This is a genomic window from Ruegeria sp. BI11 (assembly GCF_056538005.1).
In genome coordinates, this window is sequence record NZ_JBQFSM010000001.1 from 583,763 (window position 1) to 607,538 (window position 23,776).

18 protein-coding genes are annotated in these 23,776 nt (G+C 58.5%); 10 read left to right on the forward strand and 8 right to left on the reverse strand.

The features are described 5' to 3' along the window. Nucleotides 1-47 precede the first annotated feature (47 nt). The 5 genes from ACR0DT_RS02880 to ACR0DT_RS02900 all read left to right on the forward strand — a co-directional run bounded on the left by ACR0DT_RS02880 (nt 48) and on the right by ACR0DT_RS02900 (nt 5,898). Nucleotides 48-1,565 carry a class I adenylate-forming enzyme family protein gene (locus ACR0DT_RS02880; RefSeq protein WP_480709302.1) on the forward strand — a complete coding sequence of 506 codons (1,518 nt, stop codon included), beginning with the start codon at nt 48-50 and terminating at the stop codon, nt 1,563-1,565. Further along, nucleotides 1,562-2,221 carry a DsbA family oxidoreductase gene (locus ACR0DT_RS02885; RefSeq protein ID WP_480709303.1) on the forward strand — a complete coding sequence of 220 codons (660 nt, stop codon included), beginning with the start codon at nt 1,562-1,564 and terminating at the stop codon, nt 2,219-2,221. Before ACR0DT_RS02880 ends, ACR0DT_RS02885 begins: the two co-directional genes overlap by 4 nt. 75 nt (nt 2,222-2,296) lie before the next feature. Beyond that, complete coding sequence (locus ACR0DT_RS02890) at nt 2,297-3,505, forward strand: multidrug effflux MFS transporter (protein WP_480709304.1); 1,209 nt, start codon at nt 2,297-2,299, stop codon at nt 3,503-3,505. Between the two features lie 57 nt (nt 3,506-3,562). After that, nucleotides 3,563-5,227 (forward strand): hypothetical protein, encoded by a 1,665-nt coding sequence (locus ACR0DT_RS02895; protein WP_480709305.1) that lies wholly within the window; start codon nt 3,563-3,565, stop codon nt 5,225-5,227. Next, nucleotides 5,224-5,898, forward strand: a complete 675-nt coding sequence (locus ACR0DT_RS02900) for an SH3 domain-containing protein (RefSeq protein WP_480709306.1) — start codon at nt 5,224-5,226, stop codon at nt 5,896-5,898. Before ACR0DT_RS02895 ends, ACR0DT_RS02900 begins: the two co-directional genes overlap by 4 nt. Here the strand turns inward: ACR0DT_RS02900 and mfd are convergent. Together mfd and ACR0DT_RS02910 are read right to left on the reverse strand one after the other, a co-directional pair. Continuing rightward, nucleotides 5,895-9,350 (reverse strand): transcription-repair coupling factor, encoded by a 3,456-nt coding sequence (mfd, locus tag ACR0DT_RS02905; RefSeq protein WP_480709307.1) that lies wholly within the window; start codon nt 9,348-9,350, stop codon nt 5,895-5,897. The two genes, ACR0DT_RS02900 and mfd, sit on opposite strands and share 4 nt — an antisense overlap. 21 nt (nt 9,351-9,371) lie before the next feature. Next, a complete protein-coding gene (locus ACR0DT_RS02910) occupies nt 9,372-9,896 on the reverse strand; it encodes a component of SufBCD complex (protein WP_480709308.1) in 525 nt (174 codons plus the stop codon). 120 nt (nt 9,897-10,016) lie between these two features. On the opposite strand from ACR0DT_RS02910, the gene hemB reads away from it, so the two are divergent. The 4 genes from hemB to ACR0DT_RS02930 all read left to right on the forward strand — a co-directional run bounded on the left by hemB (nt 10,017) and on the right by ACR0DT_RS02930 (nt 14,874). Further along, nucleotides 10,017-11,015, forward strand: a complete 999-nt coding sequence (hemB, locus tag ACR0DT_RS02915) for a porphobilinogen synthase (RefSeq protein WP_480709309.1) — start codon at nt 10,017-10,019, stop codon at nt 11,013-11,015. A 141-nt stretch (nt 11,016-11,156) separates the two neighbouring features. Next, nucleotides 11,157-11,732, forward strand: coding sequence for a lipid-binding SYLF domain-containing protein (locus tag ACR0DT_RS02920; RefSeq protein ID WP_480709310.1), 576 nt, complete (start codon nt 11,157-11,159; stop codon nt 11,730-11,732). Nucleotides 11,733-11,907: 175 nt separating this feature from the next. Next, nucleotides 11,908-14,370, forward strand: coding sequence for a penicillin acylase family protein (locus ACR0DT_RS02925; protein WP_480709311.1), 2,463 nt, complete (start codon nt 11,908-11,910; stop codon nt 14,368-14,370). Nucleotides 14,371-14,478: 108 nt separating this feature from the next. Then, nucleotides 14,479-14,874: a DUF1348 family protein gene (locus ACR0DT_RS02930; protein ID WP_480709312.1), complete on the forward strand. Its 396-nt coding sequence runs from the start codon at nt 14,479-14,481 to the stop codon at nt 14,872-14,874. Between the two features lie 3 nt (nt 14,875-14,877). Here ACR0DT_RS02930 and hflX read toward each other — a convergent pair whose 3' ends face one another. The 4 genes from hflX to trkA all read right to left on the reverse strand — a co-directional run bounded on the left by hflX (nt 14,878) and on the right by trkA (nt 19,427). Further along, complete coding sequence (gene hflX, locus ACR0DT_RS02935) at nt 14,878-16,149, reverse strand: GTPase HflX (protein WP_480709313.1); 1,272 nt, start codon at nt 16,147-16,149, stop codon at nt 14,878-14,880. After that, nucleotides 16,149-16,388: an RNA chaperone Hfq gene (gene hfq / locus ACR0DT_RS02940; protein WP_010440340.1), complete on the reverse strand. Its 240-nt coding sequence runs from the start codon at nt 16,386-16,388 to the stop codon at nt 16,149-16,151. Before hfq ends, hflX begins: the two co-directional genes overlap by 1 nt. Nucleotides 16,389-16,512: 124 nt before the next feature. Then, nucleotides 16,513-18,051, reverse strand: a complete 1,539-nt coding sequence (locus tag ACR0DT_RS02945; RefSeq protein WP_480709314.1) for a TrkH family potassium uptake protein — start codon at nt 18,049-18,051, stop codon at nt 16,513-16,515. Then, nucleotides 18,051-19,427: a Trk system potassium transporter TrkA gene (trkA, locus tag ACR0DT_RS02950; RefSeq protein ID WP_480709315.1), complete on the reverse strand. Its 1,377-nt coding sequence runs from the start codon at nt 19,425-19,427 to the stop codon at nt 18,051-18,053. Before trkA ends, ACR0DT_RS02945 begins: the two co-directional genes overlap by 1 nt. 96 nt (nt 19,428-19,523) lie before the next feature. Between trkA and ACR0DT_RS02955 the strand changes: the two genes are divergently transcribed. Beyond that, a complete protein-coding gene (locus ACR0DT_RS02955) occupies nt 19,524-20,006 on the forward strand; it encodes a hypothetical protein (protein WP_480709316.1) in 483 nt (160 codons plus the stop codon). 12 nt (nt 20,007-20,018) lie between these two features. Here ACR0DT_RS02955 and ntrX read toward each other — a convergent pair whose 3' ends face one another. Both ntrX and ACR0DT_RS02965 read right to left on the reverse strand, forming a co-directional pair. Then, the gene (gene ntrX / locus ACR0DT_RS02960) at nt 20,019-21,428 is read right to left on the reverse strand and encodes a nitrogen assimilation response regulator NtrX (protein ID WP_480709317.1); all 1,410 of its coding nucleotides are present in this window, start codon (nt 21,426-21,428) and stop codon (nt 20,019-20,021) included. Further along, the gene (locus ACR0DT_RS02965) at nt 21,425-23,713 is read right to left on the reverse strand and encodes a sensor histidine kinase NtrY-like (protein WP_480709318.1); all 2,289 of its coding nucleotides are present in this window, start codon (nt 23,711-23,713) and stop codon (nt 21,425-21,427) included. Before ACR0DT_RS02965 ends, ntrX begins: the two co-directional genes overlap by 4 nt. Nucleotides 23,714-23,776: the final 63 nt, after the last annotated feature.

Genomic DNA, 23,776 nt, shown 5'->3' on the forward strand with positions numbered 1-23,776 from the left:
AGCCTGTCCCGCTTGCAACGCGCCAAGCGCCGCGATAGCCAGTTGTCATGCTTTCTGTATTCGATCAGGGGCCGCCAACGGCCTGCCCTGCCCCCTTCAATCTGGCCGCACATGTGCTGCGTCGTTCGGATGACCAAGCGGACAAGATCGGCTTGTCGGTTCTAGGCAGCGGCCGGGCACAGGATTGGACCTATGGCGCATTGAAATCAGCCATTCTGAGCACTGCCACCGGCTTGCTGGAGTCTGGGTTGAAACCCGGTGACATTGCGCTGATGCGGCTGGGGAACACCGTCGATTTTCCAATTGCCTATCTGGGTGCCATAGCTGCCGGGATCGTGCCGGTTCCAACCTCGTCACAACTGACCGAACCCGAAACCGCGCGCATGATCGCCGATCTGAATCCCGCAGCCATACTGCGGGACCCGTCCGTCGCCTGTGCCGAGCATCCGATGCAGATTGCACTGGATGACCTAGCCCAGATGCGCGCCCTGCCGCCCGCTGAATTCCAATACGGCGACCCTGACCGACTTGCCTATATCGTTTATACCTCTGGGACTTCGGGAAAACCGCGTGCTGTTGCCCATGCCCATCGCGCCATTTGGGCGCGTCAGATGATGGTGGACGGCTGGTACGGTCTGCAGGGATGGGATCGCCTGTGCCATGCCGGGGCGTTCAACTGGACCTATACGCTGGGTACCGGACTGATGGACCCCTGGACCATCGGCGCGACCGCATTGATCCCCGAACCGGGCACCGACCCGGAAGATTTGCCAACCCTGTTACGCCAACATCGGGCAACGATCTTTGCCGCCGCGCCGGGCGTGTTTCGCAAACTTCTTAAATCCGCCGGTGATCTGCACCTGCCGGACCTGCGCCACGGCTTGTGCGCGGGCGAAAAACTGTCACGGCATCTGCACGCCCAATGGACAGACCTGACCGGGACGGAATTGTACGAAGCCTACGGAATGTCCGAATGTTCCACCTTTATCTCATCCAGCCCTTCTCGTCCGGCGCGGGGTGAAGCTCTGGGTCAACCGCAGCCGGGCCGCCGCGTAGCGATCTTGGGGCCGGACGGGCCCGTTCCGCACGGCCAAGAGGGTACCATTGCTATCCACCGATCAGACCCCGGGCTGATGCTGACTTATCTGAACGCACCGGACGAGGCCGAGACCCGTATGCAGGGCGACTGGTTTCTAACCGGCGACCAAGGGGCAATGGCGATAGACGGGCAGATCACCTATCTAGGCCGCGACGACGATATGATGAACGCAGGCGGTTATCGCGTGTCCCCGGTCGAAGTTGAGGCTGCCCTGACCAAATACCCCGGCATCACGCAAGTGGGCGCGGCTGCGGTTGAGGTCAAACAGGACACATTCGTGATAGCCGCTTTCTATACTGGGCCGGAAAAGCTGGACGAGGCCGCTTTGCAAACCTATGTGGAGGCAAATCTGGCGCGATACAAACAGCCACGCGCGTTCATTCACCTGCCCCAGCTGCCAACCGGCGGCAACGGCAAACTCCTGCGCCGGGCGCTACCGGCCTATTTCAAGGCGAATACACCATGACCCAGACCGTCAAACTCGACATCATGTCCGACCCGATCTGCCCGTGGTGCTATATCGGCAAAACCCATCTGGACAAAGCGCTGGCCGCCATTCCGGACCACCCGTTCGTGATCGAATGGCATCCGTTTCAACTGAACCCCGATATGCCGGGCGAAGGCATGGATCGTCGCGAGTATCTAGAACGCAAATTCGGTGGCAAGGACGGTGCCGTGCGCGCCTATGCCCCGGTGGTTGAGCATGCGCAGAACGCAGGGCTGAGCATAGATTTCGAAGGGATGAAACGCACGCCCAACACGCTGGACGCCCACCGCCTGATCCATTGGGCTGGGATTGAAGGCAAGCAGGATGCGGTCGTGGACGCCTTATTCGATGCGTATTTCGTGCAGGGTCGCGATATTGGCGACCACGAAGTCTTGGCCGATATCGCCGATGGTGTCGGCATGGACGCGGCAGTGGTGTCAAAACTGCTGAAATCCGACGCCGACCGCGAGGATATCCGCACCCGCGACACCCATTCACGTCAGATGGGTGTGAATTCTGTTCCAACTTTCATCGTGGCCAACCAGCACGCAGTCCCTGGTGCGCAACCCCCTGAAATGTGGGAAAAAGTAATCAATGAGATCATGTCTCAGATTGAGGCTTCCCCTGCAAAATAGCACAGGACCCTGTGCGCACTGACCCCTAGCGCCATTTGAAAAGCCGTGATAGCGCAATCCGGTCAGGAGGGCGCAATGGCCAATCGTATGTCTTCGGGAGAGTTCATCGCACTAGTCGCAATGATGTTCGCGACGATTGCGTTTTCGATCGACTCGATGTTGCCTGCTTTGCCCGAAATCGGCGCGCAACTCAGCCCCGATGATGTCAACGACGCTCAGCTGATTTTGACCTCATTTGTACTGGGTATGGGCATCGGGACATTCTTTGTGGGCCCTCTGTCCGACGCGTTTGGACGCAAGCCGGTGATCTATGTCGGCTCGGCTTTGTATATCGTTTCAGCTGCAGTGGCCTGGGCCAGTTCTTCGCTGGAACTGCTGCTATTCGCACGGGTGGCTCAGGGCATCGGCTGTGCTGCGCCACGCGTGGTGGCCATGGCGATCATCCGGGATTTGTACTCGGGCCGGGAAATGGCGCGGATCGTATCAATCGCCATGATGATCTTTACGCTGGTGCCCGCCGTCGCCCCGATGCTGGGGGCCGGAATGATTGCCATCGCGGGATGGCGCGGCATCTTCGTCTCGTTCATTCTGTTCTCGGTTATCACCGTGATTTGGCTGGGCCTGCGCCTGCCGGAATCGCTAAAGCCCGAGAACCGTCGCCCACTGCGCCTGCCATTGATGGCCGCGGCCGCGCGCGAGATGTTCACCCACCCCACAGTACGGGTATCAATCTTCGTGCAGACCCTTTGCCTGGGCATGCTGTTCACTATGCTGACAATGGTGCAGCCAGTTTATGACGTTATCCATAACAGTGCCGACAGCTTCCCGTTTTGGTTCGGCTTTGTGGCACTGATGGCGGGATCTGCCAGCCTGTTGAACGCCGCGCTTGTGATCCGCGTGGGGATGCGGCGGCTTGTAACTTGGGCCCTCGGCGCGCAGATCGCCGTCACAATTGGCGTGATCACCCTGAACATGATGCCACTTTCGGCCAACCTGAACTTTGCGGTGTTCGTCTTCTGGCAGACCTCGATCTTCTTCATGGCTGGCATGACGATGGGCAATCTGAACGCCATCGCAATGGAGCCGATGGGGCATATCGCCGGCATGGCAGCGTCGGTCATCGGTGCGTTCTCGACCATTCTCGCTGCTGCCATCGCTGCACCGATCGGGCAATTGTTCGATGGTTCACTATATCCGCTGACCACCGGCATTCTGGTCATGAGCATGACCGGCTTCGGGTTGATGCTTCATATGGGCCGGATCGAAAACAGACTGCCTGCCTGACCTGTGCAGCCCGAGTGAATCACGCTAACATTTCCCCGATCCGAGGGGAGATTTTCTATGACCGAGTATTACGATCTGGGCACACATTCTTGTTCGGTCAGTACAACCTCAGCCGAAGCGCAGCTGTGGTTCGACCGGGGATTGGTCTGGACCTATGGCTATAACCATGACGAGGCCGTTGTCTGTTTCCAGCGCGCTGCCGAACATGACCCAGATTGCGCCATGGCCTATTGGGGCATAGCATACGCAGCTGGCCCGAATTACAACCTGCCTTGGGATTTACGCGACGAGCGTGGCCAGCAGAAAGCGCTGGCGCAAGCTTATGACGCGACGCAGCAGGCACTTGCCCTGCTGGAGACCTGCACCCCAGTCGAACAGGCGCTGATCCGCGCCTTGCCTGCGCGCTACCCTCAGCGCGATCCGATTCCGGACATGAACGGCTGGAACCACGATTTTGTAGACGCCATGCGCACGACCTTTGCCGAACAACCCGACCATCTGGACCTGCGTACAATCTATGTCGAGTCATTGCTGAACCTGACCCCCTGGCAAATGTGGGATTTGAAAACCGGCCAACCCGCCGAAGGTGCCGCCACGCTTGAGGCGCAGAAAGCGCTAGAAGATGCGATGGCCAACGACCCGGCGGCCATGTCCCATCCGGGCCTGCTCCACCTATATGTTCATCTGATGGAGATGTCTCCGACCCCGGAAAAGGCATTGAAAGCAGGGGATGTTCTGCGCACGTTGGTGCCCGATGCGGGCCATCTGGTGCATATGCCCACCCATATCGACGTGCTGTGCGGCCATTACCACAACGTCGTTTATTGGAACGAGAAGGCCACCGTCGCCGACCTGAAGTATTACGAACGCGAAGGCGCGTTCAACATTTACACTGGCTATCGCCAGCACAATTACCATTTCGCCATCTATGGCGCGTTGTTCCTGGGTCAGATGGAACCGGCCCTTCGTGCCAATCAGGGTCTGTGGGACACCACCCCCGAAGAGATGTTGCGCATCGAAAGCCCACCCATGGCGGATTACTTCGAAAGCTACATGTCCATGGGGCCGCATATCTTGATCCGCTTTGGCCGGTGGGAGGAAGCCAAGGCGCTGGAACTGCCCGAAGACCCGAACCTCTATCGCACGTTGACTGCCACCATCCACTACGCCCGCGCCATCGCCCACGCTGCGACAGGTGAGGTGGCCGAGGCCGAAGCTGAAGAGCAGCTGTTCCTGTCGGCCAAGGCCTGCGTGCCCGAGACGCGATTGCTGCACAACAACCGCGTTGTCGATCTGCTTGAAATCGCCCGAGAAATGCTGAGTGGAGAGATTGAATACCGCAAGGGCAACTACGACATCGCCTATGCTCATCTGCGCCGATCAGTCGAGTTGGATGACACCCTGCCCTATGATGAGCCATGGGGCTGGATGCAGCCAACACGTCATGCCTTAGGAGCGCTTTTGTTCGAACAGGGCCATGTGGCCGAGGCCGAAGCGGTCTATCGCGAGGATCTTGGCCTGGGCGGCACCCTCAGCCGAGCCTCGATCCATCCGGATAATGTTTGGAGCCTCAAAGGTCTGCATGACTGCTTGAAGGCGCGCGGGGAAGGTGTTGAAATTACTCAGATCAAACAACGCCTTGATCTTGCTTTGGCCCGTGCCGATCGGGCCGTCGGGGCATCCTGTTTTTGTGCTCAGGCCGCGATGAAAGCTGCTGAATGAAGTACGCCATTCTGTTGGCCGCCCTGCTCTGCGGCCCCGCCCTTGCTGATCGTCAATCCTTTCCTCCAGTCGATCAGGCCGACCGCGACCAAACGCTGGTGGCCTTTCGCGAAGCGTTACTTGCTCAAGTAATTGCACGGGACACCGACGCGGTGGTCACGGCAGCGTGCCCCGATATCTACCTGAGCCAAAGCGGCGATGGCGGACCCGAGGAACTGCGCGCCAATCTGATCCGGGACCCTGAAACCTTGTCAGAAGAACAGCGCGAAAACGCAGATGCGTTACGCGCGCAATACTGGGTCCATCTGGAAGACACCCTATCCCAGCCTGGCTACTTCGACGAAGAGGGCGAGTTCTGGATGCCGCATCAATGGCAGATCACCCTACCAGCGTCGCTGGACCCGGAGTTGGCATTCTTTGTCACGGGAACGAATGTTTCACTGCGTCAAAGACCGGACCGCAGCTCACCCATTCTTGGCCTGATCAGCTACGAGATCGCGATCATACGCGACTATCACGATGGTGCCGAGTATCAGCGCGTTCTGCTAACAGACGGCACCCAAGGCTATATGCACGCCGACTTTCTTTGGCCTATGACCGGCCACCGTGCCGCCTTCGTGAAATCGGACGCGGGCGAATGGCAGCTGTGTACTTTTGTCAGCGGAGACTAAATCTTCGCCTTTTTCTTCTCGGCCACAACCTTTTCCGCCAGATCGCGGGCGATAGCAAAGGCCCCTTTGATCTTATCGCTGTCCTTTTTCCAGTCGCGGCGCACGACGATTTTGTTGTCCTTGACCTTGGCCAGTCCGCGCTGGTTCTGGATGAACTCGACCAGCCCCTGGGGTGAGGCGAACTTGTCATTGTGGAACTGGATCGTCGCGCCTTTCGGCCCGCCGTCCAGCTTGGCAATACCCGCCCGTTTGCACATCGCCTTGATGCGCACGACCAGCATCAGGGTGTTTACCTCTTTCGGCAGAGCCCCAAACCGGTCAATCAGCTCAGCCGCAAAACCTTCCAATTCCACCTTGGTCGAGAGCGAGGACAAGCGGCGGTACAGACCCAGACGCACGTCCAGATCGGGTACGTAATCCTCTGGGATCAGAACCGGCACGCCCAGATTGATCTGCGGCGCCCATTGGTCGTCGGCATCGCTAAGCCCCTCCATCTCACCGGCTTTGATCTTGGCAATCGCCTCTTCCAGCATGGATTGGTAAAGCTCGTAGCCCACGTCACGCATCTGGCCGGACTGTTCCTCGCCCAGCAGATTACCCGCTCCGCGAATGTCCAGGTCCTGCGAGGCTAACGTGAACCCGGCCCCCAGCGTATCGAGAGAGCCCAGAACCCGCAGGCGTTTCTCGGCCGTTGCGGTCAGCCGCTGACGTGGCTTGGTGGTTAGATAGGCATAGGCGCGGGTCTTCGACCGCCCCACTCGTCCCCGGATTTGGTACAATTGCGCTAGGCCAAACATATCCGCGCGATGCACAACCATCGTGTTCGCGGTCGGGATATCCAATCCGCTTTCTACAATCGTCGTCGCCAGCAGCACGTCGTACTTGCCGTCGTAAAACGCGTTCATCCGATCATCGAGCTCACCCGCTGCCATCTGCCCGTGGGCCACTACATAGGTCAGTTCCGGCAGCTGTTGCTTAAGGAACTCCTCAATCTCGGGCAGATCCGAGATGCGTGGGACCACATAGAAACTCTGCCCGCCGCGATAATGTTCGCGTAGCAGCGCCTCGCGGATGGTAACGGCATCGAACTCGCTGACATAAGTGCGGATGGCCAGGCGGTCGATGGGTGGCGTGCCGATGATCGACAGGTCACGCACACCGGTCAGCGACAATTGCAACGTCCGCGGGATCGGCGTTGCGGTCAGGGTCAGCACATGGATGTCTGAACGAAGCTGCTTCAGACGTTCTTTGTGACCAACGCCAAAGTGCTGTTCCTCATCAATGACCAGCAGTCCGAGGTTGTTGAACCGGACCCCCTTAGCCAGCAGCGCATGGGTGCCGATCACAATATCCACCGTGCCGCGGGCCAATCCATCGCGGGTCTGTTGCGCCTCTTTGGCTGAGACGAAACGAGACAACTGCCGAACCTCTAACGGGAACCCCCGGAACCTTTCCTTAAACGATGCCGCGTGCTGTCGCGCCAGCAGCGTCGTAGGTGCCACAACGGCCACCTGCACGCCCGACATTGCGGCGACAAAAGCGGCGCGCATGGCGACCTCGGTCTTACCAAAGCCCACGTCGCCGCAGATCAGGCGATCCATAGGTGCGCCCGAGTGCATGTCTTCCATCACCTCGGAAATCGCGCGCAGCTGGTCGTCGGTTTCCTGATACGGAAAGCGCGCGCTGAACTCCTCCCACGCGTGGGGCGGCGGGTCCATGACCGGAGCCTTGCGCAAGGCGCGCTCCGCCGCAATGCGGATCAGCTTATCCGCCATCTCGCGGATGCGCTCTTTCAGTTTGGCCTTCTTGGCCTGCCACGCGCCGCCACCCAAACGGTCCAGAAGACCTTCGTCGTGGCCGTATTTCGACAGCAACTCGATGTTTTCGACCGGCAGGTACAATTTGGATTGTTCGGCATATTCCAACAACAGGCATTCATGGGCCGCACCCGCCGCCGTGACGACCTCCATCCCCTGATAGCGACCAATGCCGTGATCGACATGCACCACCAGATCGCCGGGGGACAGCGATTGGGTTTCGGTTAAGAAATTCTCGGCCTTGCGGCGTTTCTTGGGTTGGCGGATCAGACGATCGCCCAGAACGTCTTGTTCAGCAATTACCGTCAGGCCTGGCGTTTCGAACCCATGTTCCAACGCCCAAACCGCCAGATGCAGGCCACGCTTGCCAATGCGAGTGCCGTTGGTGACGGGGATCGCCTCGGCCAGGCCTTCGTCCTCGATCAATCCGGTCAGACGTTCACGCGCACCTTCAGAGTAAGACGCAATCAGTACTGCGCCCTTGGTCAATTTGTCCGTGATATGGCTGGCAAGCGCACCAAACAGGCTGATGCTTTCCTGCTGCCGTTCGGGGGCGAAATTCCGTCCGATCCGCCCGCCCGCATCGATTACGCCCGGGCCGCTGGCCTGCGGCAGAGGGCTGAACTGCATCACCCGCAGATCACCCACAGCCTGTTCCCACGCGGCATCGTCGAGATACAGCAAACCGGGCGGCGTCGGCTTATACACCGTGTCCATCCGTGATCGGTTTTCCAATGCCAGTCGCCGGGTTTCGTACTGATCCTCAATCGAATCCCAACGGGCCAACCGCGCGGGCGTGACCTGATCGTCCAGCGAGATCGTGGCCCCCGGCAGATAGTCGAACAGCGTTTCCAGCTTTTCATGGAAGAACGGCAGCCAGTGTTCGACGCCTTGATGTTTGCGACCGGCGCTGACCGCCTCGTATAGCGGATCGTCGGTGCCAGCCGCACCGAATTCGATGCGATAGTTCTGGCGGAAACGTGTGATAGCGGCGTCATCCAGAATGACTTCGGACACCGGAGCCAGCTCGACCATGTCCAACTTTTCGGTCGTACGCTGCGACACTGGATCGAAGCGGCGTGCACCATCCAGAACATCACCGAACAGATCGAGACGAACCGGACCGGATTCGCCCGGAGGAAAAATGTCGATAATGCCGCCGCGGATCGCATAGTCTCCGGGCTCCATCACCGTCGGGCTTTGCGTGAACCCCATGCGCACCAGAAAATTCCGCAATGCGGTTTCGTCAACGCGGTGGTTGACCCGCGCGGTAAATGCGGCCTCACGCAGAACATCGCGTGCCGGAACGCGCTGGGTTGCAGCATTCAGCGTGGTCAACAGCACAAACCGTTCGGGCATCTGATGCACCAGCGCGGCCAGTGTCGCCACCCGTGCCGCAGCGATATCCGCATTGGGCGACACCCGGTCATACGGAAGGCAATCCCAGCCGGGAAAGACGAACACCGGCATGTCGGGGGCAAAAAAGGCGAGTGCCGCTCGCATCGCCTCCATCCGCTTATCATCGCGCGCAACATGACAAACCGGCCCGCCCGAACGCGCGATCTCGTTCAGGACAAGCTGCGCGTCAAACCCCTCGGGGGCGCCGCCGACAGTTACGTGGTTCGGAGCCGTCATTGCCTCGCCTTTCCGAATTTCCTACCCCAGAACACCGATCGAAAAGTTCTGGTACATGCCCCAAAGCGACGTGATCAAGATCGAAATCATGCCGATGATCTGTGTATAGATCCGGCAGCGGGTCAAAATTTTGCCGGTAAATTCCAGCGTCCCGTCTCCCGCCCGCAACTTTCGCGCCGCCGAAATGTTGATCAACATCACAATACAGACCGGGAATAGTAACAAGAACACGGCCTGCGCAAATTCGACCCCATAATAGAACCCCAGCGTCGCCAAGCCCGTGAAGATGAAACAGCACAGCCCCAGAATGGCCAGACCAGACACATCAACGATATACAGAATCCGATTGCTGTTGATCCGCACGATATCCAGAAAATCACGCTCAGCCTGCCCTCCGACACGACGGGCGCGCACCAGTAGATCGTAGGGTATACCCATACTCCAATGGCTTGCCGACGACCACAACACAGCCAACCCAATCCAATACCACAGATTCGAAAAGCTGCGCATGTCGATGATTTCGAAAAGCGAAGAGTATAAGTCCAAGCGTCAGCCCTTTGTTCACTGTCCTTTGGGGCCTTCTCTGCGCAGGCGCGACCATCGTTACCCTTGAGACCACGTGGAATTCATGCCACCCAATGCGAGAATATTCAAGGAGAGCGCGACATGAAGCCGACCATCGCCCCCTATCCCCTGACCCGTTTCCGCCGGGCGCGCCAATCGCAGGCCGTGCGTGGCCTCGTCCGGGAAAATACGCTGACCACGGATGATCTGATCTGGCCGGTATTTGCGCGTGACGGCGAAGGCGTGGAAGAGCCCGTGCCATCGATGCCAGGTGTGATGCGCCGTTCGGTCGACCTGATCGCCAAGGCCGCGGTTGAGGCGCAGGCGTTGGGAATCCCGGCAATCTGCATCTTTCCCTACACCGATCCCAGCCTGAAAACTGAAGATTGCGCCGAGGCTTGGAATCCAGAAAACCTGTCGAATCGCGCCATTCGCGCCATCAAGGCCGCAGCCCCAGATATTGCGGTGATGACCGATGTGGCATTGGACCCGTACAACATCAATGGTCACGACGGCTATGTCGTCGATGGCGAAATTGTGAACGACCAGACGATCGAGGCGTTGGTCAAGATGACGCTTGCGCAGGCCGAGGCAGGTGCGGATATCATTGGCCCCTCTGATATGATGGATGGCCGGATCGGCGAAATGCGCCGCGCACTGGAATCAGCAGGGCATCAGAACGTGATGATCCTCAGCTATGCTGCGAAATACGCCAGCGCCTTCTATGGACCGTTCCGCGATGCGGTGGGCGCTTCGGGCGCGCTGACGGGTGACAAGAAAACCTATCAGATGGATCCGGCCAACTCGAACGAGGCCTTACGCCTGATCGAACGGGATCTGACCGAGGGCGCGGATATGGTGATGATCAAGCCCGGCATGCCTTATCTGGATATCTGCCGCAGGGTGAAGGATACCTTCGGCGCGCCCACATATGCCTATCAAGTGTCGGGTGAATACGCGATGATTCAGGCTGCCGCCCAGAATGATTGGATCGACGGCGAGAAGGCGATGCTGGAAAGCCTTTTGGCCTTCAAACGCGCAGGCTGTGACGGCATCCTCACCTATTTCGCCCCTCAGGTCGCGCGCATCCTGCAAGGCTAATACCCCTAATTGTCGCAATTTTTCGCCGATTGTGATCTGCCGTCACTCAGCTTTCCCGTGACACAGCGAAGCAATCGGCGTATTCTTGCACATAAGATCGGGAACACCCGACATATCAGGCAGTAATACAGAGAAAAAAACATGAGCAGTTCCAATGCACCCCGACTAAGCCGTCGTGGCTTTGCCTTTGGCATGGCCGGATTGACGGTAACCGCAGCTTGCGGCAACGGCGTCGGCAATTCCAACGCCGCCACCATCGACGCCCGCGTCGATGCCACACTTGCCGAGATGTATGCGAAGTATCCCAACACGATTGAGATCGCGAACAAAGCCAACGGTATGTTGGTCATGCCACTGATCACCGACGCCGGATTAATCTTCTTTGGTGGCGCTTACGGTCAGGGCGCCTTGCGCATTCAGGGCGCAACGGTTGATTACTATTCTGCAATTTCCGGAACCGCCGGCCTGCAAATTGGCGCACAGCAATATGCACATGTCCTGTTCTTCATGACGCAGGATGCGCTAAACGATTTTCGCCGATCCAGCGGATGGACCGCCGGTGCCGATATTGGCTATGTGGTTGATGCAACTGGAAACTCCCTATCCACGGACACAACGACTCTGCGTTCTCCGGTGTTGGCGGTCGTATTCGGACAAGCCGGTTTGAAATTCGGCGCGACGGTCGAAGGTACCAAATACACACGGATCATTCCATAACTTCGGGCTACCACTCTCCCCTCTATTGGTCCCCGCCGCAGGCTCTCAGTTGTGGCGGGGTTTTTCATTTATAGCGCTGTTAACATGAATATTCCCGGGCTGTTCCTCTTTCGGTCAGTCCGGCCATCCACTAGTCTGGCCGCAATTGGAATTGCATCAGGATTGAAGGCCGCAGATGGGATTTGTGTTTCGCTGGCTCGTGCGTATTACAACGGGTCTGATCCTGCTGGCTTTGGCTGCTGTGGCACTGGTGTATTTCCTCGCCAGTCAGTCCCTGCCCGACTACAATCAAACAGTCGAAGTTCGGGGGGTGAGCGCCCCGGTCGAGATCATCCGCGATACCGCCAATGTTCCGCATATCCTGGCCGAAAATGACCCGGATGTGTTCTTTGGACTAGGCTATGCACATGCGCAGGACCGGCTGTGGCAGATGACTGTCATGCGCCGAACTGCGCAAGGGCGCCTGTCCGAAATATTCGGGGCCCGCACCGTCAGTATCGACAAGCTGTTGCGCCGGTTTGACCTGTACGGTCTGGCGCACCGCTCGGTCGAAGCGCAGGATGATTACACCAAGGCCGCATTGCGCGCCTATGCCGCCGGGGTGAACGCGCGGCTGGACGAGATCAACGAAGCCGCCCTGGGCCGCGGCGCGCCCGAGATGTTTCTGTTCAATGCGCCTGTATCGCCGTGGCAACCGGGCGATAGCATTGCTGTGATCAAGCTGATGGGTTTGCAACTATCCGGCCATCTTGAGGACGAGGTGCTGCGCGCCCGTACCTCGTTGATGCTGAACGATCCGGCGCGGCTGTCCGATATTTTGCCGAATGTTCCGGGTGCCGGCATTGCCGCCCTGCCCGAATATGCCGCCCTGTTTCCTGGGTTGCCCCGTTATGCCCGCGGTACACCAATGCCCGACACACCGCTGTCACCTTTCCCTAAGCGCGGATTAGCCGGGGCATCCAACGCCTGGACCGCTGCCCCCTCACGCTCAGCGAGTGGTGGAACGTTGCTGGCCAATGACCCGCATCTGGGGTTCACCGCCCCCGGTGTCTGGTATCTGGCGCGGCTGGAACTGGCCAAAAGCGGCGTGATAGGCGCAACTATCCCCGGTGTTCCCGCCGTTATGACTGGACGCAGCGACCGTCTGGGCTGGGGTCTGACTTCGTCCTATCTGGATGACCAAGACATACACATCGAGCAACTTAACCCCGACAACTCCGAGGAATATCTGTCGCCGGATGGGTACAAAAAATTCCGCACCCGCCCCTCGATCATCGAGATCAAGGACGAAGCCCCCATCACTCTGACCCTGCGTTGGACGGAAAACGGCCCGGTGCTGCCCGGCAGTCATTACAATCTGGAAACGATCACGCCTCCTGGTCATGTCGCCTCGCTGTCCTGGACGGCGCTCAGCCCGCGAGACACTTCGATGACGGCGTCGATGGCGCTGATGAATGCTGACACTGTTCGAGAGGCGATTGATGCGGGCGAGCTGTTCATTTCGCCCTCGCAAAACCTGTCGCTGGTCGATAAGGACACGATCGGCCTGAAGCTGATTGGTGCGATGCCCAAACGAGATCTGCGCAACCAAAGCCGGGGCCGCATCCCGACGCCAGGCTGGTTGGCCGAAAATCTATGGCAAGGACGCCTGCCCTATGCCGACAATCCGGAATTCGTGGCCCCCGCCGGTGGCATTCTGGGCAACACCAACAACAAGATCATCGACCGGCCCTTTCCCCTACATGTCTCGTATGAATGGGGCGACACTCAGCGCGTGCAACGCTGGGAGCGCCTGATGCAATCGCGCGAAGTCCACACACGCGACAGCTTTATCGAAGCACAACTGGATACAGTCAGCTTTACCGCCCGCTCGTTGCTGCCTTTGATCGGCGCGGACCTTTGGTTTACCGGCGCATCCGCCCCCGAGGGCACCCTGGAACGTCAGCGCCAGATTGCCCTTTCGCTGCTGGCCGAATGGAATGGTGAGATGAACGAGCATCTGCCCGAACCGCTGATCTACGCCGCGTGGTTACGGGCGCTGCAAATTCGTCTAATCTCGGACGAGCTAGGACCGCTGGCTGCTGAATACAAGCATGTCGAGCCGCTGTTCATCGAGCGTGTCTACCGCGATATCGACGGTGCCTCGATCTGGTGTGATGTTCGCCAAAGCGCACCCTCTGAAACCTGTACCGACATGGCGCGTTTAGCATTGGATGACGCGCTGATCTGGATCTCTGAAAACTATGGCACCGCGTTGCAATCCCTGCGCTGGGGCGATGCGCATCAGGCCACGCATGACCACCCCGTATTGGGCAAAGTTCCGGTCCTGCGGTTCTTCGTCAACATCCGGCAATCCACCAGCGGCGGCGACAACACCCTGCTGCGCGGGCGTACCTCTGGCGAAGGCAGAGACCCGTTTCAGAACGTGCACGGCGCGGGCTATCGCGGTGTGTATGATTTTGCCGATCCTGACAGCTCGGTATTTATCACGGCAACCGGCCAGTCGGGCCACTTCCTGTCGCGCTATTATGACGATCAGGCACAGCTATGGCGCCGGGGCGAGTATATCCCGATGTCACTGGACATTGATCTGGCGCGCGCCGCCGCAGTTGGTGTGACCAATCTGATCCCGCGCTGATTTCCGCTGTCTCGGCAAGACCTTGCCCCCTGATGGCCACTGCCGTGGACGCCGAGTACCCTTTTCGCATACGATCTGCGGGCGGATTAGGTGGGACTGGGGGCACAAATGGCGAGTATTCGGGATAGGTTGAACAATCTTGCGCGCGACTATGCAATCGCGTGGAGCTCGGGCGACCACGATGCTGTCGCCAGTTTTTTTGCCGCCGACGGGCAGATGTCCATGAATCGAGCTGACCCTCTGATAGGTCGTGCCGCAATCGCCGAGATGGCCCGTGGATTTCAATCAGACTTTCCCGATCTTGAACTGCGCTGCGACATGATGCGATGGGCCGGTTCTCATGCCATCTTTGTCTGGACCTTCGAAGGCCATCACACCAAGACCGGAAACCACGTCCTGACGCGGGGATGGGAAGAATGGGACCTGAACGAGGACCATAAAGTCCTCTCTTCACAAGGCTGGTTCGACGTAGAAGATATGCAGCGTCAGATAGACGGCACCTGACGCTTAAAGTCCGGCGAATTGCGCGGCCTGCCTATCGGTCCACAAAACGGTGATTTCAAACCCGACTTCGGTCTGCTTTTCAGACCGCACCACGTCCTGTCGAAACAGCCATGCGCGCTTGTTACCCTCGGCAAAATCCAAAGACAATGTCTCTTGGTGACGCGCGCCCTGCAACTTGGTAGCGATCTCAGCCAGCAGAGGTTCGACCCCTTCACCGGTCACCGCCGAGATAGCGAAAATCGATGGGTCGCGATCCGCCCGCTTAAAAGCCGCTTCACGTTCTTCATCGTTCAGAAGATCAATCTTGTTCCACACCTCTAGCCGGGGGCGCTCTTCGTCTACACCCAGTGAGGTTAAAATCGCCTCGACATCCTGCGCTTGTGCTTCGGTATCCTCGTGGCTGATGTCGCGCACATGGACCACGATATCTGCGCCCAGCACCTCTTCGAGTGTCGCCCGGAAGGCCGCAACCAGTTCGGTCGGCAAATTCGAGATGAAACCCACAGTGTCTGACAGGATCACCTCGGAGCCATCAGGCAGTTCGACCCGGCGCATGGTTGGGTCAAGTGTGGCGAACAACATGTCCTTAGCCATCACCTCGGCCCCGGTTAGGCGGTTGAACAGTGTGGATTTACCGGCGTTCGTATAGCCCACCAAAGCCACAATCGGATACGGCACCTTGGCGCGGGCAGCACGGTGTAGCGTGCGAGTTTTTACGACCTTTTGCAATTGCCGCCGCAGACGCACCAACTGTTCATCAATAGCGCGGCGATCAGCCTCAATCTGGGTTTCACCCGGACCACCGACAAATCCCAATCCGCCCCGCTGACGCTCCAGGTGCGTCCATGCCCGCACCAACCGGGTCCGTTGATAGCTAAGCGCGGCCATTTCGACCTGCAGCACACCTTCGCGGGTGCGCGCGCGGTCGCTGAAAATTTCAAGGATCAGGCCGGTTCGGTCCAGGATTTTAACCTTCCACGCCTTCTCTAGATTGCGTTGCTGCACAGGCGATACCGGCCCGTCGATCAGAACCAGTTCGATCTCATTGTCATGAAGCCGCTCAGCCAGCTCATTGATCTTGCCGCTGCCGAACAACAGCCCCGGCTGGGCACGTTGCAGGCGCACGATTTCGGACCCGATCACATCCAGATCCGGCAAAGCGGCGGCCAGTGCCACCGCCTCTTCCAGCGCTGGTCCGGGAACGCGGCGCTGTTCATCTGATTTGATTTCCGGATGCAGAACCCAAGCGCGGGTCTGCGTCCTGTCATGTTCCATCAAGAGGCGTCTTCGCCCTCATACAAGCTGATCGGTTGCGACGGCATGATGGTCGAAATCGCATGCTTATAGACCAGCTGCGACTGTCCGTCGCGGCGCAGCAGCACACAGAAGTTATCGAACCAGGTGATCACACCCTGCAATTTCACACCGTTGATCAGGAAAATTGTGACCGGGACCTTTGCTTTCCGTACATTGTTCAGGAACGCGTCCTGCAGATTCTGTCTGTCAGAAGCCATATTTTGTTATCTCGCCATTGTTCTTGCTACGCGCTGCGGACCAACGCGCTCCCTCTGGCTGAGTATGGAGTGGGATTAACTGAGTTTCCAGATGAAAAATCAGTCTTTCGATTTGTGTTGAATCTCAGTCCCGCCAGAGGGTTGGCGTGATCAGCGCGATGATCGCCAGAGTTTCCAGCCTTCCGATTACCATTGCGGCGCACATCGTCAGCTTGGCCCCAAGCGACAGGTCCACCAGGCGAATAGGAATATCCGTTGCCAGTTCGATTACCGGCCCCGTCGTGCTGAGCGCAGCGACCGTCAGGACCATGGCCTGTTCAAACCCGGCCCCCATCATCGCCAACAGCAGATTGAACAGAGCTGCCGTCAACGCGAACATCATCAAAAAGATCCACGCGATAAAGGCGCCGTCACTTTGGATTCGCCGGTTGCCACCGCCCACGCCGCTGACCGACGAAGGATAGATCAGCCGGTCAATCTCGCGCGCACCGTTCAGGTACAGCGCAAAGACCCGCAGCAGCTTGACCCCACCCGCCGTCGTAGCAACACCGCCGCCGATCAGGGCCAACCCCATCAGGATCAGACCTGGCGTCCCCAGCCCGGACAATTGCTGCGCATCGTTCCAGTTAGCGCTTTCAAACCCAGCCGTGGTCAGGAAAGCCAGCGCCGTGAACAACATGCCCCAAAAGACCTGCACCGCCTCAATCGGGCGCATCGTCCCGCCGACTTCGTTGATTCCAGCCCACACACGAAAAAACAGAAGCGTAGCAACGGCAAGAACAATCAGCAGGCCAATCCGAAACTCCGGGTCCTTGTCCAACCGAGAAAACCCTGTGGTGGCGGTATCGGTGGAAAAGGTCAGCCGGGACAAGGCAAAGAACAGGAACAGGAACATGATCGCCTCGCCCGTGAGGCCAGCCTGCGCGCCCTCGAGCCCGCCAACTGGAGAGATTCCCGACGTGGCCATGGTAGACATGGCATGGCAGATGGCGGTCAGCCCCTGTTCATCCGCGATCAACAGCAGCAGCCAGATCACCGCCGTCAGCCCTGCATAAACTGGCGTCAGCGTGCGGGTCACACGGATCAGACGCCCACGCGGGTCGACCTTTTCGCTTTGCGCAACACCCGTGACCGGGCGTCCGGGCTGTCCTTGCGCGGTCACCTCGAACCCACCCAGCGACAACGGAGCCAGAATCGCGGCAGCCGAAATCCACATCAACAAACCACCCATCCAACCCACCAGCGCGCGCCACAAATGCAGCGGAGCGGTCAGGCGGTCAGGGTCTGGAAAAATGTCTGCTCCCGTGGTCGTCAGCGCGCTGACCATATCAAAATAGGCGTTCAGTAAAGTGGTGTTGCCCAACGCATCATGCAGTGGAATGGCTAGGAACAACGGCAGCACAGTAAAGCAACCGAACAATACAGCCAGCTGCCCCAGCGTTCCTCGACGCGGCACCCGATTCGAGGAGGCTAGCGCGACCGAAGCCACGACAAACAGACCCAGCAAACCGGAATAGAAGAACGACCGCGACGTGTCATGGTCATCCAGCGCCAGCGCATAGATTGCCGGTATCCACATCGACAGTGAAAACACCCCCCAGATCAGTAGGAACAGCGGCAAGCGCCGCACTAGCCCGATCTTTTGAGTTCGCGCGCGTATCATCAGAAGAAATCGATCGAGACCTGTAGCAACCGTTCGACCTCGGGCACGTCTTTGGCCATAGCAAAGATCGCCACAACGTCTTTTTCCTCGATCCGCAAGCTACCAGAGGGGCGCAGGACCTCATCCCCCTTGCGCACTGCGCCCACCAAAACGCCTTCAGGGAAGTCGATATCGCGCAGTTTTTGCCCGGCCAATGGTGAAGTCGACAACACCTCAGCTTCGATCACCTCGGCCTCGGCGTCGCCTATGGAATAGACCTGCCGCACCCGCCCGTGACGAATATGGCGCAGGATCGAGCTGACGGTTGTAGCGCGCGGATTGATATAGGCGTCAATCCCCAGTGGCCCCATCAGCGCCACCATGCTGGGATCGTTGATCAGCGCAATGGCCAACGCGCAGCCTTCGGCCTTGGCGCGAACGGCGGCCAGCATGTTAGCCCGGTCATCATCTGTGACCGCCAGCATGGCATCTGCGCGTTCGATCCCGGCTTCGCGCAGCAGCGCCGCGTCCAGCCCGTCACCGTTCAGAACAATCGTTCGTTCCAGCGACTCGGCGGCCAACTCGGCACAGCGGCGGTCCCGCTCGATGATCTTGGCGCGAACCCGACTTTCGCGTTCTTCCAGTGTACGTGCAACTTCGAGCCCGACGTTCCCTCCGCCCACGACCACCACGCGATCCTGTTTCTTCTGGGTCTTTCCGAAAACCTCCATCGTGCGGTCAACGTCCTGAACGTTGCTAAACACATAGCATTCATCACCGACGAACAGCTGATCCTCGGATTCCGGAGCAAACAGGCTACCCTTGCGCCGTACACCTACAACAATCGAGCTGAGTGTTGAAAACAGATCCGTCAGTTGCCTTAGGGGCGTGTTGACGATGGGGCAGTCTTCTTCGATGCGGATGCCAAGCAGTTGCGCTTTGCCATCCATGAACATCTCGGTATCAAACGCCGAAGGAGCGGACAGGCGGCGCATGGCGGCAGCGGCCACCTCGCGCTCGGGGCTGATCACCACATCGATGGGCAAGTGATCGCGCCGGAACAGGTCCGAATGGATCGCCTCAAGATAGGATTTCGACCGCAGGCGCGCGATCTTGCGCTGGATCGAGAATATAGAATGCGCCATCTGACAGGTGACCATGTTCACCTCGTCCGAATGGGTGGCTGCGATGATCATGTCAGCGTCGCGGGCCCCCGCCCGTTCCAATACATCCGGATAGCTGGCAAATCCCGCTATCCCCTGCACATCCAGTGTCTCAGTCGCGCGGCGCACCAGATCGGGGTTGTTATCCACTACTGTTACGTCGTTCAGTTCGCCCGAAAGGTGCCGTGCAATCTGCCAACCCACCTGACCTGCACCGCAAATGATGACCTTCATGTTTTTGGCCCTTCTGCCTGAAATCTTTGAATGACAGATGCCCCCAAAGCGGTCAATTGAATTGTCATGCTGGCGAAGCTGGGGCAAGATAAGCCTATGAAATCAGTGCTTCGATTGCTTTTTCCATTGATGGTCCTGTCCGCGTGCGACGGCCCGCTTGCATTGTATTACCGTGAGGGTGAGAGCGTATCGCGCCTGCAGACCGAAACCACCCAATGCCAAGTTAAGGCGCTGGAAGAAGTTCCGGTGGCCAATCAAATACGTCAAAACCCGCCCACTTACTGGCCCGGACGCACTTATTGCGATGGTCGGGGGCGCTGTTACCGCTCGCCCGGCTGGTGGCAGCCCGGCCGGGTTTACACCGTCGATGTCAATCAAGGACTGCGCAATCAGGTTGAGGCTCAATGCATGGCCAAAAAAGGGTTTCGCCCGATTAGTCTGCCACCCTGCAAGCAGAACGTGAAATCTCAGGTGCCAGCCATACCAACAACGACACTGCCGCCGCTGGGCACCCAATCCTGCTATGTGAAATTCGACAATGGGTCGTTTCAGATCATCACACCCGGCCAGTCCGGATAGTGGCCCGGCGGATTATTCCGCCGGTTCCGGTTCATCAATTTGCGCCACCCGCGCACCAGATTTGTTCGAGGTCACGACGCCCAGCGATTTCAGCTTGCGGTGTAGCGCGCTGCGCTCCATCCCGACAAAGCTGGCAGTGCGGCTGATATTGCCGCCAAAGCGGTTAATTTGGGTCAGCAGGTATTCCCGCTCGAACGCCTCGCGTGCTTCGCGCAGGGGCAATGTCGCCAGGGCCCCCGACAGCACCACCCGACCCGAGTCGTCGGTCTTTTCTTCTTCTGCGGGCAGTTCTTTGGCCTCGATCGGCCCCGAGTCATCGCCCAGGATCAGCACACGTTCGATAAGGTTTTTGAGCTGACGCACGTTGCCCGGCCACGTCATAGTCTGTAACAGCGCAACCGCCTCTTCCGAGATTTCGCGCATCGCAAGGCCCTGCGATTCATTGCACATCTCGATAAAGTGCTGCGCCAAAACCGGGATATCCTCGCGCCGTTCTTCCAGCGACGGTACTGCAATCGGCACCACGTTCAGTCGGTGATACAGTTCTTCGCGAAAACGGTCGGCAGCGATTTCCGTTTCGAGATCACGATTGGTGGAAGAGATCACCCTCAGATCAACTCGCACCTTGTCCGATCCGCCAACACGTTGGAATTGCTGATCGACTAGCACGCGCAAAATCTTGGACTGCGTGCCCAGCGGCATATCGGCCACTTCGTCGAAATAGACTACACCACCATGGGCCTCTTCCAGCAGGCCGGATTCGATTCCGCGTTCCGAGGACTCGCGGCCGAACAAAACTTCTTCGACGCGCTCAGGCTCGATCCCGGCACAATTCACGGTCACAAAGGGGGCATTGGCGCGGTTCGAATGGGCGTGGATATACCGTGCGGCGATTTCCTTGCCCGATCCGGCCGGGCCACTGAGCATCACGCGACCGTTCGATTTGGTCACCTTGTCCAACTGGCTTTGCATCGCACGGAATGATGCGGACTTGCCGATCATGTCGGAATTGGTGACCTCTTTGCGTTTCAGCGAGGCATTCTCGCGACGCAGGCGCGAAGTTTCCATCGCACGACGGATAACCACCATCAACTGGTCTATATTAAAGGGCTTTTCGATAAAGTCATACGCCCCCTGTTTGATTGCCGCCACGGCGATTTCAATGTTCCCGTGGCCCGAAATAATCACCACCGGAACGTCCGGGTTGTCGCGTTTAACCGCCTTTAGAATGTCGATCCCGTCCATACGGCTGTCTTTCAGCCAGATATCCAGTATCAACAGTCCTGGCGGCTCGGAATTGATCTCAGCCATGCACTCGTCCGAGTTGCCAGCCAGCCGGGTTGAATAGCCTTCGTCCTCCAGAATGTCGGACACCAGTTCGCGAATATCGCGTTCGTCATCTACGATCAGAATGTCGCTCATCTTTGGCCTGCTTTCAGTTTGTTTGTATGAATTGCCTGCTTCTGTGGCGCTGCGGTCGGAGAGAGATTACCCCCCGGTAAACGGATCACGGCCATTGCACCAAAATGGTCCTGTCCGTCAAAGACGGGCGCATCTTCCAAAGTGAGCGCTCCGCCGTGTTCTTCGATAATCTTCTTGACGATGGGCAGGCCCAAACCTGTGCCTTCATCCCGTGTCGTCACATACGGCTCGAACAGCCGCGCCCGGTCCTCGGGCAGGCCGATGCCGTTGTCAGCGATGGTAATAACCGTACCCGCGTCATCGCTGATCACGTCCACCTTGATCTGTGGTTTCAGGTTTTCTGGTGGGTCTTTTTGTTTCAAAGTTTCAATGGCCTCACCAGCATTCTTGATTAGGTTGGTAAGTGCTTGATTCAGCATTGTGGCATCCACATCCGCCAGAATCGGTTGATCCGGTAGGGCCGCGTCGATCTGAACGTCCGGCTGACCGGCTTGCTGCAACAAAACCGCCTCGCGCACCAGCCCGACCACGTCTTCTTCGCGCCGTTCCGGTTCCGGCATCCGCGCGAATTTTGAAAACTCATCCACGATCCGCCGCAGGTCGTTTGTCTGCCGTACAATCACATCGGTCATGGATTCAAGGCTGTCGCAATCCTCTTCGTTCAGTTTCCTTGAGAATTTGCGTTTAATGCGCTCAGCGCTCAGCTGGATCGGGGTCAGCGGGTTCTTGATCTCGTGCGCGATCCGCCGCGCGACGTCGCCCCAGGCGGCCATCCGTTGTGCACTGACCAGATCGGTCACATCGTCGAAGGCGACCACGTAACCCTCAAGCCCGCCATCTTCGCCACGGCGCGTGGCCATGCGGACCAGCAGATTTTCAAGCTGACCTTTGCGGGTGACTTTAACCTCGCCCTGCACGGCCTCTTGCCCACTTTCCTTGAGGCTTTCAAACAGCGGCAGAAATTCGGGCACTGCGATGCCGATGGATAACTGCTCATCCACGCGTGTCCAGTCCAACAACCGCTCAGCCGAACGGTTCACGAATGTCACGCATCCATCCGGATCAACGCCAACCACGCCCGAGGTCACCGAGCTGAGCACCGAATCAAACAACCGCCGACGGCGCTCGATATGGCGCGTATTTTCCAGCAAAGTGTCGCGTTGCCCTTTAAGTTGTCGCGTCATCTGGTTGAAATAACGGCCTAACATTGCGATTTCGTCATCGCTGGCCTCTTCGATCACCTGAACGCTCAAGTCGCCCGCACCAACTCGTTGCGCAGCAGTGGTCAACCGACCCACAGGGCGCGAGAGGCGCTCAGCGAACCACATGCCCAGCGACATTGCCGCCAAAATCAGGATCACCGCAAAACCCAAATACAACAGGCCGAACTCAAACAGCACCCTGCCCCGTTCGCTTTCCAACTGTTGATAAAATTGCGCCGTTTCTTTGGTGTCATCCAACAGCGTCAGTAACTGCCCGTCCACCTCACGACTGACATATAGAAACCGGTCCAAATAGGCCTGCAACGGCACCAGCGCGCGGAATTCGTTGTTTTGCCAGTCGGCAATGATCACCACGCCGTCATTCATGGCCTCGACCATTTGGTCGGGCGTAGGAGCCTCGTAATCGAATAGATAAGAGCGATCCCCGCGCGATCTTATTTCGCCACTGCCATCAATGACATAAGCCTCGCGCAGGCCGCGCTGAATCTGTGCCTGCCCCTGTGCCAGAACTTCACGCAACTCCGCGTCAGAGATGTAAAAGTCCCGGTTACGCGCATTGTCCAGGTACCGCGCCAGAATTGTTGCGTCTTGCGTCAGGCCCTGCCTGTGTTCCAACTCATACGCCTCTGCAGCTGTCAGAGATGAGCCAACCACCTGCCGCACACGATCCGAAAACCACCCTTCCAGACCGATATTCACCGTCAGCCCTGCAAAGATCGCCACGGTCACAGTCGGCACCAGAGCCAACAGCGTAAATGCGCCGATCAATCGAAGGTGCAGACGTGACCCGGCCGATTTCGCTCGTCGCGCAGCAATCAGGTTGAAGACCTGCCCTAGTACCAGGGCGGCCACGACCAACACGTAGACCAAATCTGCCAGAAGGATCAGGCGCAGCGTCGGGGCCGTTGCCCCCAGATCAAAGGGACCAATGACAAGATAGGTGGCCAACGCCAGCGCGGGGCCCAGAAGAACCAGCCCCAAAGTGCCGAAGTTGCGCAGTTTTCGGGATTTCCGCCACCGATTAATCGCTGGAATCGGCCCGCTCTGTGCCCGGGTTGCCACCGTCTGCCCTCATCCTGATGTGTCGCTTGCGCGACGTACCGCCATATGTCGTGGTCCTTGCCG